The following is a 13,213-nucleotide window of genomic DNA, read 5'->3' on the forward strand; positions in this document are numbered from 1 at the left end:
CATATTGTGTTTGACCTATAAATTTTGTAATCCTACTTTTAACCACTCTTCATACGTAGTAGCATCTGTAGTTTGTATAGCAGTATTTAGTACTTTTAAATCTGGTGATAGCAATATATAATAAGGCTGAGATGCTACATTGAAGTTTATATCCTGAAAAGTACCCCATTTCTCCCCTATGGTTTCTATCGTCTTTACACGACCAGAATCGTATTTAAATTTAAATTGAGCTTCTTTAGATAGTTCTTTTCTGTCATCTACATATAAAGAGATTAAAACATAATTCTCATTAAGTAATTTAAATACTCCTGGCTCACTCCAGACATTTTCTTCCATTTTTCTACAATTAACACATGCCCAACCTGTAAAGTCTAACAAAATAGGTTTATTTACTTTTTTAGCATGTGCAAGACCTTCTTCAAAATCCTTAAAACAATTTACACCTAAAGGACAATCATTCTCTTGTTCAAAAACACTATAAAACTCCGGGGGCGGAAAACCACTTAACAATTTTAAATTAGTAATCTTAACTGTCCCTAATACTAAATACACTAAAAAGGCAACACTTACTATTCCTGTAACTTTTCTTCCTATTGATAATTTTTGTTTAGGACCATCATGAGGGAATTTAAACACCCCAAACAAGTATAAAGTTAAGAGCAGCGAAAGAACAATCCATAATCCTAGAAAAATTTCGCGTTTTAAAAATCCCCAATTACCAACCAAATCGGCATTAGATAAGAACTTAAGCGCTAAGCCAAGTTCTAAAAACCCAAGAACCACCTTAACAGTTGTCATCCATCCTCCAGATTTTGGCAAGGAATTTAACCACGCAGGGAACATTGCAAATAACATAAAGGGCAAAGCTAACGCCACGCCAAAACCTGTCATTCCTGCGGTTAAGTTTGTTGCTACATCACCATCTGCTAATGCAGTACTTCCTAAAAGTCCTCCTAATATAGGTCCAGTACAAGAGAAAGATACTATAGCCAAGGTTACAGCCATAAAAAAGACACCTAAAAACCCTCCCGTTTTTGTAGATGCAGAATCCATTTTATTTGCCCAAGAACTTGGTAAGGTTAACTCATAATACCCAAAGAATGAAAATGCAAAAAAAACAAATACAATAAAAAAGGCAAGATTTAACCAAACATTAGTAGCTATTGTATTCAATATTTGCGAGTCTACAGAATCGAACAAATGAAAGGGTAAGCTTAACAAAAAGTAGATTATTATTATAAAGAAACCATATAGTAATGCGCTGGCTATTCCCTTAGATTTATTTTTAGAATGTTTTGTAAAAAATGAAACTGTTAATGGAATCATAGGAAAAACACAAGGTGTTAATAAAGCTATTAATCCTCCTAAAAATCCTAAACCAAAAATCATCCAAAGGCTAGAACTAGCTATACTAACAACATTGTCCGCTAAAATTTCTTTATTCTTTAAATCTAGTTTTAATGCCGAAGACATTGCTAAGCTTCGTGCATCAACTGTTTCTTCTATTTCTACAATAGGTTCTCCTTTTAAAGAAAAAGTAAAAACCTCATCTTTATTCATACAAACCTCTTTACATATTTGAAAAAAGAGTCCTACTTTTATTTGAGATATAGAAGGGTCTAAAAGTTTTATTTTTTGAGTAAATACCGCTTGTTCTTTAAAAAAGGTTTCTTCCACTTCAAAAACATCACTAAATTCTGTATACGTTTTATTCTCTACAGTTTTCCCTAGTAATTCAAAGTCCTTCCCTGCATTTACAAAAGTTACTTCTGTTTTTAATGGGCCGCCATCTGGGGTATATTGTGAATATATATGCCATTCATTTGCTAAGGTTCCTGTTAGCACCAACTCATAATCTGTATCACTTATTTTATGTACCTCTTGTTTCCAAATTACAGGATTTTCATCGTCCTGAGCTAATCCAAAAAAGCTGATTATAAACGATAAAAATAGGAGTATTAAATATCTCATTCTTTTACTTCAAATTTTAAAATATGTTTTGTTTTATTAGTTACTCTAAAACGATTATCTGCTCGTTTTCCGATAACCCAAACAATTTGATTTTCACTACAAAGTAACCATTGCTTTTCTTTAGATAAGACATCAATCTTCTCATCCTTAAAAAATTTAGCCAATTTTTTTTTGCCATGCATTCCAAACGGATAAAAGTAGTCGCCATTTTTCCATTTCCTTATCGTTAAAGGATATTTTAACGTTTCTTTATCTATATATAGCGTATTTAAAGAACATTCTGCTACTTCTTCTACATTAGTAATAGTAATAGGTATGGGGTTATCTACAAATATATCTTCCTTTAAAACAGTAAAAACCTCATCTTTATTTTCTTTTAGAATCTCTAACAGCAAATAATCCCTATCCTTGACCAACCTATAGGTCTTAGAACGTATTTCTTTTCCAGACATAGCATCTAGCAAATCTGCTACATTTTGCCATTCTGTAAAACCATAAAATTTAAAAAGTCCGTGTATATACCCCTTTAAAGGGTTTAAAGCTTTAAGGCTTTCTATTGCTATTTTATAATGAGAGCCATTTAGCTGAAATAAATCTTTCTTAATTGTATTTAATGCATTATCTGCTATTGTAGCTGTTTGCTCTAAATACTGCTGGCTATTTAAAAAATTATCTAAAAAAGAAGGATGTAATTCTTTTAATAGTGGCACTATTTGATGCCTTATTTTATTTCTTAAATACTTGGTATCTGTATTACTCTGGTCCTCCCGCCATTCTATTGTATTTACATGTGCAAAATCAATAATTTGTTCTTGAGAAAATTTAAGTAATGGTCGTTTTATAACATCTGTATTATAAGGCATACCCTTTAACCCATCAATTCCCGTGCCTCTAGAAAGGTTTATAATAAATGTTTCTAAATCATCATCTGCATGGTGCGCCGTAACCAAATATTTAAGATTATTTTTTTCTTGTAAAGTAGAAAACCATGTGTATCTAAGTTCGCGAGCAGCCACTTGAACGGAAACCTTATTTAAATTAACATAATCAACTGTTTTAAAACTAGTTACGTTAATTTTTTTATTAATTTTTTTTGCTAATTCCTTAACAAATACTTCATCGGCATCACTCTCTTTTCCTCGTAACTGAAAATTACAATGTGCTAACTCAAAATCTAGATTAGCATTGTTACATAGATGAGCTAAAACAACACTATCAATTCCTCCGCTGCATGCTAAAAGAAATTTAGAGGGTTTTAATTCTGGAAACGATTTTTCTATATGTGTATTAAAATATTCTTGCACAACGCAAAGGTACTAAAGTCTTTTTGCTAACCAATGTATTAAGAACTTTCTAATACCTGTCGCATTGCTTTAGCTTTTATAAGACATTCCTCATATTCTTTTTCTGGGATAGCTTTAGCTGTAATTGCCCCACCAACAGCATAGGAAACATACTTTTCCGTGGCATTATAAAGAATACTTCTAATAATTACATTAAAATCAAAATCTTGTTCTGGTGTAATATACCCTACCGCCCCACTATACATACCTCGTTTAAAAGACTCTAATTCTTCTATTATTTCCATAGCAGAGACCTTAGGCGCCCCTGTCATACTTCCCATTGGAAAAGTTTCTTGTATCACCTCTACTATATTTTTTTTTTTAGGAATCTCTGCCGTAATAGTAGAAATCATTTGGTGTACTTGCTCATAAGAATAGACCTTACAAAGCTCTTCTACCTTCACAGAGCCCTTGGTTGCGCTTTTAGACAAATCATTACGCACCAGGTCTACAATCATTATATTCTCTGCCCTTTCTTTTTCATCTAAAGATAAATTACTCTTTAATTCATAATCTTCTTTTTTATCTTTAGAACGCTTAGCTGTTCCCTTAATAGGCTGGGAAATAAGTTTACTTCCTTCTTTCTTTATATAACGCTCTGGAGACGCAGATAAAACATATTTATCCATAACCTTAAGAAAGGTTGCAAATGGTGCTTTAGATATTGTATTAAGCTTATTATATACTTTTAGAGGGTTTATTTCTGTGTCTTCAGCATAAAACTCTTGACAAAAATTAGCTTCATAAATATCTCCTCGCTGAATATATTGAAGCATTTTATTTACTTTTCTAAAATACTCATCCTTAAAAATTCGCATTTTTATTTTAATATCCAGCGAAATTTCCTTTTTATCTTTTTCTAATTCTAAAGATGAAATAGTTTTAAAATCTTCCTCTATTTCATCATCTACCATATTCAGATAAATAAACTCCGCAGTACCCCCTATTATTCGTATAATTTTTTTTGGTTGATAAAAGTAAAGTTCTGGAAAAAGTAATCTATCACAATTACCTGAATATAAGTGCTCTACATCATTCTTTAAGTCGTATGAAAAATAACCAAATAACCAATCTTTAGTAGTAGCTTGGTATTCTTTAAAATCCTTAAATGCATTAGTAGCATCCGTCACAAAGGCTGTTAAACCATCTACTGCTAGGAGCGCATCAAAAGAGTTATAATTAGACTTATGCTTGTTACTATCTAACCAAGTAACCTCATCAAACTGTTGCGCCCATTGTAAAGCAGCCTTTTTAAATTGGTTTATATTAGAGATAGCATACGCTACTGTTTTTCTCAAATTTTAAGATATTTTCTCGGTTATCGAGATTTAAATACTCCGACCTTGTTGTAATTAATATTCAATTACTTTTTTAATAAATAACGCGCTTACATTATGTCAACTTACTTAAAAATAAATGTAAGGCGTCTTGATGTTCTTTAGCAAGCTCTGTATTCGTTATTCCCTTTTTAGTATCAAAATTTACATAAAATTCTGGCAAAGAAAAAGTAACTACCACTTCTGCCCCCATTCTTGGAAGTGAATTCTCTATTATACTTAATGCTCCAATAGCACCTCTTTTTCCTGGTGATGTAGCCATTAAAAATACCTTTTTACCATCAAAACAGTTACGTTCTAATCTAGAGAGCCAATCCAACACGTTCTTAAAATAAGCTGAAGGATTACCATTATGCTCATTCACAGAAATTATTATACCGTCTGCCTTTTGTATATCTTCTTTAACCTCAACCAAAGAATTAGAAAAACCATTTTCTTTTTCATAATCCTCACTATACATGGGAAAAGGGAAATTTGCAAGATTCAATAATTGAATAGAATGTTCTTTTGCCAAAGAAACCGTATGCTTTACTAATTTATAATTAATTGATTCTGAAGAATTACTGCCCGCAAATGCCAATATAGTTGCCATAGATATAGATTAAAAAGTTTATTCAACGAAAATAAAGTAAATACGCCTTAATTGCGAGTTTTTTACATAATTTTGCCGCAATAAAATACCTAAACAATTGTTATTCAATATAATAACCTAACAAAGGGTAATGAGTAAAAACAAAAAACGCCTTTATTTTATAGACGCTATGCGAGCATGGGCCATTCTAATGATGCTACAAGGGCATTTTATAGACGGCTTACTAGACCCTATATTTAGAGATAATTCTAATGTTTTTTATTCTATTTGGAAATATTTTAGAGGCATTACTGCTCCTGTATTCTTTACAGTATCTGGTTTCATTTTTACATTTTTATTAATTAAAAGCCCTATACAAGGTTTTAAAAACCCTAGAGTAAAAAAAGGAATTATTCGTGGTTTACAATTAATTGGCTTTGGTTATTTATTACGTATTAATTTACTAGGCCTTTTACATGGCGAAATATATGAAGCTTTTTACCTAGTAGATGTGTTACATTGTATTGGACTTTCCCTACTTGGTATTCTAGGTGCTTACTTACTCACTAGTAAACAAAAAAAATATGTATTTCCTTCTATTTTGGGAGCTATAGGGGGTATTCTCTTTATACTGGAACCTATTTACGCTAATGCAAGTTTTAGTTTTTTACCACAATTTATAGCTAATTATTTTGCTAAGGATAGCGGTTCTGTTTTTACAATAATCCCATGGTTTGGATATACTGCTCTTGGAGGATTAATTTCAGTTTTATTTAATAGATATAAAGAAAAGCAAAGTTTTTACCCTATTGCTATTTCAGGAAGTTTTTTACTGGGAATGGTATTAATATTTTTCTCTTCGAATGTATTCATGGGAATTTCCAATGTAACGGGCATTAGCCTATTTAAATCTATCTATTATAACAATTATCTTTTTATACGTTTTGGGGACGTTCTAGTTGCTTTTGCTCTATTTATGACAGCAAGAAACCTATTAAGCAATAAGACCCTTATTACTTTAGGACAAAGTACCCTGTCTATCTATATTATTCATTTTATAATTTTATATGGTAGTTTCACTGGTTTGGGGTTATACCGCTTTTTTAGCCACTCCATTTCTCCTTCTTTAGTAATCCCAGGTGCAATACTATTTATGTTTACTTGCTCTTACCTTGCGTTGCAATATGAAAAACATAAAGAAATGGTTACAAAAAGAGTTAGTGTATTTACTGCAAAAAAAATCCGAGCTATAGAACCCGGATTCATAGTATTTACAAAGCTAGTTAAATCTTTTAGCTTTAAAGTCCTTAGACTTTTAGGTCTTTTAAAGAATTAAGAATTTGCATTTATGATATCCATTTCTTCTTTAGAGAACTCCAGGTTATCTAATGCTTTTACATTTTCTCTTAACTGACCAGAAGAACTAGCACCTACCAGAACAGAAGACACAGTTGGCCTATTCAACAACCAGGCAATTGCCATTTGTGAAAGTTTTTGCCCTCTTTTATCTGCTAGTGCTGCAAGGTTTTTAATTTTACCTAAATTAGATTCTACTTGTTCCTTATCTAGATATGTGAAATTCTTTGCTGCTCTAGAGTCATCTGGAATACCATTTACATACTTATTTGTAAGCATGCCTTGAGCAAGAGGAGAAAAGGCAATACATCCTACTCCATTATTGTCTAAAGCATCTAAAAGTCCGTCTTCTACCCATCTATCAAAAATAGAATATCTAGCTTGGTGTAATATAAAAGGAACACGTAGCTCTTTTAATAATGCCGCAGCTTCTGCAGTTTCTTTTGGTTGGTAATTAGATATACCTACATAAAGCGCCTTCCCTTGCCTTACTATATCTGCTAATGCAACCATAGTTTCTTCTAAAGGTGTATCTGGGTCTGGTCTATGATGGTAAAAGATATCTACATAATCTAATCCCATACGTTCTAAACTTTGGTCTATACTAGCCATTAGATACTTTCTAGATCCCCAATTACCATAAGGTCCAGGCCACATATCATAACCTGCTTTAGAAGCTATAAATAACTCATCTCTATACGGTTTAAAATCTTTCTTAAAAAGCATTCCAAAATTCTCCTCAGCAGAACCGTATGGTGGTCCGTAATTATTTGCTAAATCAAAATGCGTAATACCTAAATCAAAAGCTGTTCTTAGAATTTCTCTTGCGTTATGCTGCTTATCTACAAAACCAAAGTTATGCCACAAGCCTAGAGAAATTGCTGGCAATAAAACACCACTTTTTCCACAACGATTATACTTCATGGTATTATACCGTTCAGAATGAGCCACATAATTAGTTACTCCTGATTTATCATTTATCTCCATAAATATACCTTTCCTTATTTTACTCGATAATCGAGATTAAAATGTTCCGAGACTTAGCTCGAAATTAAAATTAGTTCCTAATAACTATCTCGTGGATATACCTTGAGGTAGTTTGTTATTTTTCGCAAACATTAAAGTTACATAGAAAAATAGTATTTACTCGATAATCGAGATTTTAAATGCTCCGAGGCTTGCCTCGAAATCAAAATTTATTTCCTAACAAATGCCTCGTAGGCTTGCGTCGAGGTAGTTTACTAATTAAAATTTAAAAACAAACGTTTTTATATTAAGAACTTATATTTTCCAAATTAAACACAAAATTCTTAGTTGTATATTACTCAATTATTGAAGTTTAAATCTCTCGAAATAGTTTAAATTTTTATTTGGATTGATTTCAAATTAAAGCTTAAATACCACCTATGTATTAGATTCCTCTATTTTTAGCGTTTTCAACTAAAATAAAACAACTACTTACATGAGTGATAAAAAATTTACACCCGTTAAATTAGCTTTAGAGAAAGACAAAAGATACGCATGGTGTACATGCGGACATTCCGAAACTAATGTGTTTTGCGATGGTTCTCATAAAAAACACGAAAAACCAGGTTCTTTAGTTTTCCAAGTAGAGGAAGACAAAGATGCTAGAATTTGCACTTGCAAACTTACTAGCAATCCTCCTTACTGTGATGGAAGTCATAAGTAACTAAAACAAAAAAATCCCGTCTAGTTTTAGACGGGATTTTTTACATAAACACTTTTCTTACTTAAACATGTAACGCACGATCATCCGTAGCTGCTAATGCTGCTTCTTTTACCGCTTCTGCATATGTTGGGTGTGCATGACTCATACGAGCTATATCTTCTGCAGATGCACGGAATTCCATAGCTACCACGGCTTCGGAAATTAAATCTGCTACACGCGCTCCTACCATATGTACTCCTAAAACCTCATCGGTATTCTTATCTGCAAGAATTTTTACAAATCCGTCTACATCCATACTAGCTCTAGCTCTACCTAAAGCACGCATAGGAAACTGCCCAACTTTATATGCTACACCAGCTTCTTTTAATTGCTCTTCTGTTTTACCTACTGCAGCAACTTCTGGCCATGTGTACACTACACCTGGAATTAGGTTATAATCTATATGTGGTTTTTGTCCTGCTAAAATCTCTGCTACTAAAGTCCCCTCTTCTTCCGCTTTATGCGCAAGCATAGCTCCTTTAATCACATCGCCAATAGCATATATATTAGGTACATTCGTTTGTAAATGAGCGTTGACTGCTACTCTACCTCTTTCTTCTTGCTTAACTCCTGCAGCTTCTAAATTTAATCCATCTGTATAAGCATGGCGACCAACAGCTACCAAACAATAATCCCCAGTAAAAGTAACCTCTTCTCCTTTTTTGTTATCTGCTTTAACAACAACTTCATTACCGTTACGCTCAACTGATTTTACTTTATGAGACAATGCAAATTTTATTTTTTGCTTTTTAAGAACCTTGGTTAATTCTTTAGAGCATGCACCATCCATTCCTGGAATTATACGACCTAAATACTCCACAACTGTTACTTCTGCTCCTAATCGCTTATATACTTGTCCTAATTCTAGACCAATTACACCGCCACCAATTACAATCATGTGTTTTGGTACTTCTTTTAACTTTAAAGCTTCTGTAGAAGTTATAACACGTTCTTTATCTAACTTTATAAAAGGTAAAGTAGATGGTTTAGAACCTGTAGCTATAATTGTATTTTTAGCTTCTATAGTTTCTGTCTTACCATCTTCTTTAGTCACAATGATAGTAGTAGCATCTTTAAAACTACCAGTACCTTGAAAAACATCAATCTTATTTTTATCCATCAAAAACTTAACTCCACCTGTAGTTTGATCTACAACTGCTTGTTTACGAGCAATCATTTTTTCTAAATTCACTTTAACTTCTCCAGGAATTTCTATTCCATGGGTATCAAAATGTTTTATAGCATCTTCATAATGATGCGAAGAATCTAATAAAGCTTTAGAAGGAATACACCCCACATTAAGACATGTACCACCTAAAGTAGAATATTTTTCTATAATTGCTGTTTTCATTCCTAATTGTGCACAGCGTATAGCTGCAACATATCCTCCAGGGCCTGAACCTATAACGGCTACATCATATGAACTCATAAAATTGTATTGTTTTTATTGATAAACAAAATTAGTGTTATTTTCTGATTTTTATACATCTATTGCTGTTGTATGCTTAACTTCATTTATAATAAATGTGCTTTGTGTACTTCCTATATTAGCAATAGCGGTAAGTTTAGACACCATAAATGCTCGGTAAGCTTCCATATCTTCTACGTGAATTTTTAAAATATAATCATAGTCGCCACTAACATGGTAGCACTCTACAATCTCTTCAATTTTTAAAATTTCGCGTTCAAACTGAAGCACATTATCTTTTGTATGTTGTATTAGTTTTACATGACATAAAACCACAAAAGCCTTATTTACTTTTTTCTTCTCTACTAAAGCTACATACTTTGTTATAACACCAGACTTTTCCAATCTTTTAATACGCTCATAAACAGCTGTAGTAGAAAGACCAAGCTTATTTGCATACTCTTTGTTTGTGTTTTTACTATCCTCTTGGAGCATTGCCAAAAGCTTTCTATCCTTTTCATCAAACTTTATCATGGAATATTTTCTAATTAAACAATAAACACAGCATAAATTATTAATTTTATTCTACAAATCTAAAAATTAATAGTTTTATTTTCTACATAATTAATAATCTATTGACAAAAACACACCATAATAATATTTTTATAACATAAAAATAATAATACTATGTCAGATAACGCTTCTAATAATTTACAAGATTTACAATATTTCGGAGAATATGGAGGAGTAAATCCATCCATATCAGATTCATCCACCTACACATTTATCTCTGCGAAAACCATGTTCGATACTTTTGAAGGAAACACAGAGGGGTGTTATTTGTATAGTAGACATTCCTCGCCGTCTAACTTATACCTTGGTGAGGCTCTTGCTGCCATTGAAGGTACCGAAACTGCTAATGTAACTGCTAGTGGTATGGGGGCGATTACAGCGGTAATTTTACAATTATGTGATACCGATGACCATATTGTAAGTAGCAGAACTATATATGGTGGTACTTACGCTTTTATGAAAAATTTTTTAAAGAAATTTAGAATAGGAACTACCTTTCTAGATATTACAAATATAGATGCTGTAGAAAAAGCTATTACTCCTAAAACAAAAATGATTTATTGCGAGAGTGTTAGTAACCCTCTTTTAGAAGTAGCAGATATTGAAGCACTTTCTAAATTGGCAAAAAAACACGGAATACCATTAGTAGTAGACAATACCTTCTCCCCCCTTACTATTGCCCCTGCTAAATTAGGTGCCGATATAGTAATACACAGTTTAACTAAATTCATAAACGGAACTAGTGACTGCGTTGCTGGTGTAGTTTGCGGCACAAAAGACTTTTGTTTAGCCTTAAAAGATGTAAATAGTGGGGCTGGTATGTTACTAGGAAGTACTCTAGACAGCCTTAGAGCATCTTCTATCCTAAAAAATATGCGAACATTGCATATTAGAATCCAAAAACACAGTGAAAATGCACAATATTTAGCAGAAAAATTTGAAAAAGACGGACTTAGAGTGGTATATCCTGGATTAGAATCGCACACTGGACATAATACCCTAAAAAAACAAATGAATACCAAATATGGTTTTGGTGGTCTATTAACTTTAGATGTTGGTTCCTTAGAGAATGCCAATGCCTTAATGGAAATGTTACAAGACCAAAAACTTGGCTATTTAGCAGTAAGTTTAGGCTTTTACAAAACACTATTTAGCGCTCCTGGCACTTCTACATCTTCCGAAATACCAATGGAAGAACAAATAGAAATGGGCTTAGGAGATGGTTTAATACGTTTTTCTATAGGCTTAGATAATGATATCCATAGAACTTATGAAATGATGAAATCTTGTATGTTACAACTCAATATTTTAAAGAAAAATACAGTTACAGCATAGAATAATTATCAAATTGCCGCTTGTAGAACTGTTTTCAAAATCGTAATATTACAAGGAAATCAAAAAAAGTTACATGCATAACAATAGCTTAAACCCAAATGGTCCTGAGAATGAAAATATTGTAGAAAACAAGGAACTAAATATTTGGGAGGCATTAATACCTGTTGCTCTTTTAATGAGTATGCTTGCATATAATATTTTCTTTGCTAATGGGGAATGGCTTGGAGAATACTCTAACCAATTTATTCTTTTAATTGGTGGTTTTTTTGCGGCAATTATGGGGTTGTTTAATAAAACCAAATTAAGTACTATGGGTGCCGAAATTTTAGAAAATCTAAAAAGCGTACTAATCCCAATAATGATTCTTTTTTTGGTTGGTGCTTTAGCTGGCACTTGGCTTGTGAGTGGTATTATCCCTGCAATGGTTTATTATGGCCTAAAAGTTTTAAGCCCAGAAATATTTTTACCAGCCTCTGTTATTATCTCTGCAATAATATCTATAGCCACTGGTAGCTCTTGGACCACCTCTGCAACAGTTGATATTGCCTTAGTTGGTATTGGAACCGCCCTAGGAATACCTTCAGGAATGATTGCAGGTGCTGTAATTTCTGGTGCATATTTTGGAGATAAAATGTCTCCTTTAAGTGACACTACCAACTTAGCTCCCGCCATGGCAGGAACCGATTTATTTACCCATATAAAATATATGGCATACACTACAGTGCCTACAATTAGTATAACCCTTATCGTCTTCATACTATTAAACCTAAACATTACAACAACAGGTAATACAGATGTTAGTAGTTTACTTGCTACTATAGACAATACATTTAATATAAATTTATATTTATTTATAGTCCCTGTAGTTGTAATTGCTCTAATACTTTTAAAAACTAAACCATTAATAGCCCTAGGAACTGGTGTGGCATTAGCTGGTGGTTTTGCTATCTTTTTTCAAACAGAAATATTAGAAAATCTTTCAGACTCTAATTTAACTTCTGTTTTTAATGCTATTTTCACAGACACAGCAATTGTAACAGATAATGATAAATTAAACGACTTATTTAGCTCTGGTGGCATGAAAGGTATGCTTTGGACTATTTACCTTATTTGCTCTGCAATGGTATTTGGTGGTATTATGGATGCCATTGGTGCTTTAGCAAAGATAACAAAAGCATTACTATCTATAGCAACAAGTGTTTTTGGCCTTTTTGCAAGTACTGTAATAAGCTGTCTAGGCTTAAATACCATTGCAAGTGACCAATATTTAGCCCTTGTTATTCCTGGAAAAATGTTTAAAAAAGCCTATCAAGATAGAGGATTAGCTCCTGAAAATTTAAGTAGAACCCTAGAAGATTCTGGTACAGTAACCTCTGTATTAATTCCCTGGAATACTTGTGGAGCATACCAATCTGGAGTTTTAGGAGTTAGTGTTTTTGATTATGCTATTTATGCAATTTTTAATTGGCTTAGTCCTTTTACTACATTACTTTTTGCAGCCTTGAATATTAAAATTAGAAGAATTATTTCCTCTAAAGCCTAAAAATTTAGCATTCAAAATTAATAAAACCACTAAAATTTACGATTTTA

At 32.5% G+C, this 13,213-nt stretch carries 11 protein-coding genes; 4 read left to right on the forward strand and 7 right to left on the reverse strand.

Annotation, left to right across the window (positions count from 1 at the left end; translation table 11 throughout):
• Positions 1-15: 15 nt before the first annotated feature.
• From CLV91_RS09560 to CLV91_RS09575, 4 genes are all read right to left on the reverse strand, one after another.
• On the reverse strand, positions 16-1,971 hold the full coding sequence (locus CLV91_RS09560; RefSeq protein WP_121067019.1) for a protein-disulfide reductase DsbD family protein: 1,956 nt from the start codon (positions 1,969-1,971) through the stop codon (positions 16-18).
• The gene (gene tilS, locus CLV91_RS09565) at positions 1,968-3,275 is read right to left on the reverse strand and encodes a tRNA lysidine(34) synthetase TilS (protein ID WP_121067022.1); all 1,308 of its coding nucleotides are present in this window, start codon (positions 3,273-3,275) and stop codon (positions 1,968-1,970) included. Before tilS ends, CLV91_RS09560 begins: the two co-directional genes overlap by 4 nt.
• A gap of 38 nt (positions 3,276-3,313) precedes the next feature.
• Entirely contained in the window at positions 3,314-4,612 is a 1,299-nt protein-coding gene (locus tag CLV91_RS09570) for an anthranilate synthase component I family protein (RefSeq protein ID WP_121067025.1), read from the reverse strand.
• Between the two features lie 94 nt (positions 4,613-4,706).
• Positions 4,707-5,243, reverse strand: coding sequence for an NADPH-dependent FMN reductase (locus tag CLV91_RS09575; protein ID WP_121067028.1), 537 nt, complete (start codon positions 5,241-5,243; stop codon positions 4,707-4,709).
• 130 nt (positions 5,244-5,373) lie between these two features.
• Between CLV91_RS09575 and CLV91_RS09580 the strand changes: the two genes are divergently transcribed.
• Positions 5,374-6,558: an acyltransferase family protein gene (locus tag CLV91_RS09580; RefSeq protein ID WP_121067031.1), complete on the forward strand. Its 1,185-nt coding sequence runs from the start codon at positions 5,374-5,376 to the stop codon at positions 6,556-6,558.
• Here CLV91_RS09580 and mgrA read toward each other — a convergent pair.
• Entirely contained in the window at positions 6,555-7,565 is a 1,011-nt protein-coding gene (gene mgrA, locus CLV91_RS09585; RefSeq protein ID WP_121067034.1) for an L-glyceraldehyde 3-phosphate reductase, read from the reverse strand. The two genes, CLV91_RS09580 and mgrA, sit on opposite strands and share 4 nt — an antisense overlap.
• A gap of 475 nt (positions 7,566-8,040) precedes the next feature.
• Here mgrA and CLV91_RS09590 point away from each other — a divergent pair, with 475 nt between their 5' ends.
• Positions 8,041-8,268, forward strand: a complete 228-nt coding sequence (locus CLV91_RS09590) for a CDGSH iron-sulfur domain-containing protein (RefSeq protein ID WP_121067037.1) — start codon at positions 8,041-8,043, stop codon at positions 8,266-8,268.
• A 61-nt stretch (positions 8,269-8,329) separates the two neighbouring features.
• Here the strand turns inward: CLV91_RS09590 and lpdA are convergent, their stop codons facing one another.
• Entirely contained in the window at positions 8,330-9,736 is a 1,407-nt protein-coding gene (gene lpdA, locus CLV91_RS09595; RefSeq protein WP_121067040.1) for a dihydrolipoyl dehydrogenase, read from the reverse strand.
• Between the two features lie 51 nt (positions 9,737-9,787).
• Entirely contained in the window at positions 9,788-10,249 is a 462-nt protein-coding gene (locus tag CLV91_RS09600; protein WP_121067043.1) for an Lrp/AsnC family transcriptional regulator, read from the reverse strand.
• 153 nt (positions 10,250-10,402) lie between these two features.
• Between CLV91_RS09600 and CLV91_RS09605 the strand changes: the two genes are divergently transcribed.
• Positions 10,403-11,623: an aminotransferase class I/II-fold pyridoxal phosphate-dependent enzyme gene (locus CLV91_RS09605; protein WP_121067046.1), complete on the forward strand. Its 1,221-nt coding sequence runs from the start codon at positions 10,403-10,405 to the stop codon at positions 11,621-11,623.
• 73 nt (positions 11,624-11,696) lie between these two features.
• Positions 11,697-13,166, forward strand: a complete 1,470-nt coding sequence (gene nhaC, locus CLV91_RS09610; protein WP_121067049.1) for a Na+/H+ antiporter NhaC — start codon at positions 11,697-11,699, stop codon at positions 13,164-13,166.
• The last annotated feature ends 47 nt before the right edge of the window (positions 13,167-13,213 follow it).

The sequence above is a fragment of the Maribacter vaceletii genome (genome assembly GCF_003634105.1).
Lineage (GTDB): Bacteria > Bacteroidota > Bacteroidia > Flavobacteriales > Flavobacteriaceae > Maribacter_B > Maribacter_B vaceletii.

Bases quoted from the DNA above. Each gene is read 5' to 3' on its own strand.
- CLV91_RS09560 (WP_121067019.1), bottom strand. From the start codon at position 1,971: ATGAGATATTTAATACTCCTATTTTTATCGTTTATAATCAGCTTTTTT.
- CLV91_RS09575 (WP_121067028.1), bottom strand. From the start codon at position 5,243: ATGGCAACTATATTGGCATTTGCGGGCAGTAATTCTTCAGAATCAATT.
- CLV91_RS09580 (WP_121067031.1), top strand. From the start codon at position 5,374: ATGAGTAAAAACAAAAAACGCCTTTATTTTATAGACGCTATGCGAGCA.
- mgrA (WP_121067034.1), bottom strand. From the start codon at position 7,565: ATGGAGATAAATGATAAATCAGGAGTAACTAATTATGTGGCTCATTCT.
- CLV91_RS09590 (WP_121067037.1), top strand. From the start codon at position 8,041: ATGAGTGATAAAAAATTTACACCCGTTAAATTAGCTTTAGAGAAAGAC.
- lpdA (WP_121067040.1), bottom strand. From the start codon at position 9,736: ATGAGTTCATATGATGTAGCCGTTATAGGTTCAGGCCCTGGAGGATAT.
- CLV91_RS09600 (WP_121067043.1), bottom strand. From the start codon at position 10,249: ATGATAAAGTTTGATGAAAAGGATAGAAAGCTTTTGGCAATGCTCCAA.
- CLV91_RS09605 (WP_121067046.1), top strand. From the start codon at position 10,403: ATGTCAGATAACGCTTCTAATAATTTACAAGATTTACAATATTTCGGA.
- nhaC (WP_121067049.1), top strand. From the start codon at position 11,697: ATGCATAACAATAGCTTAAACCCAAATGGTCCTGAGAATGAAAATATT.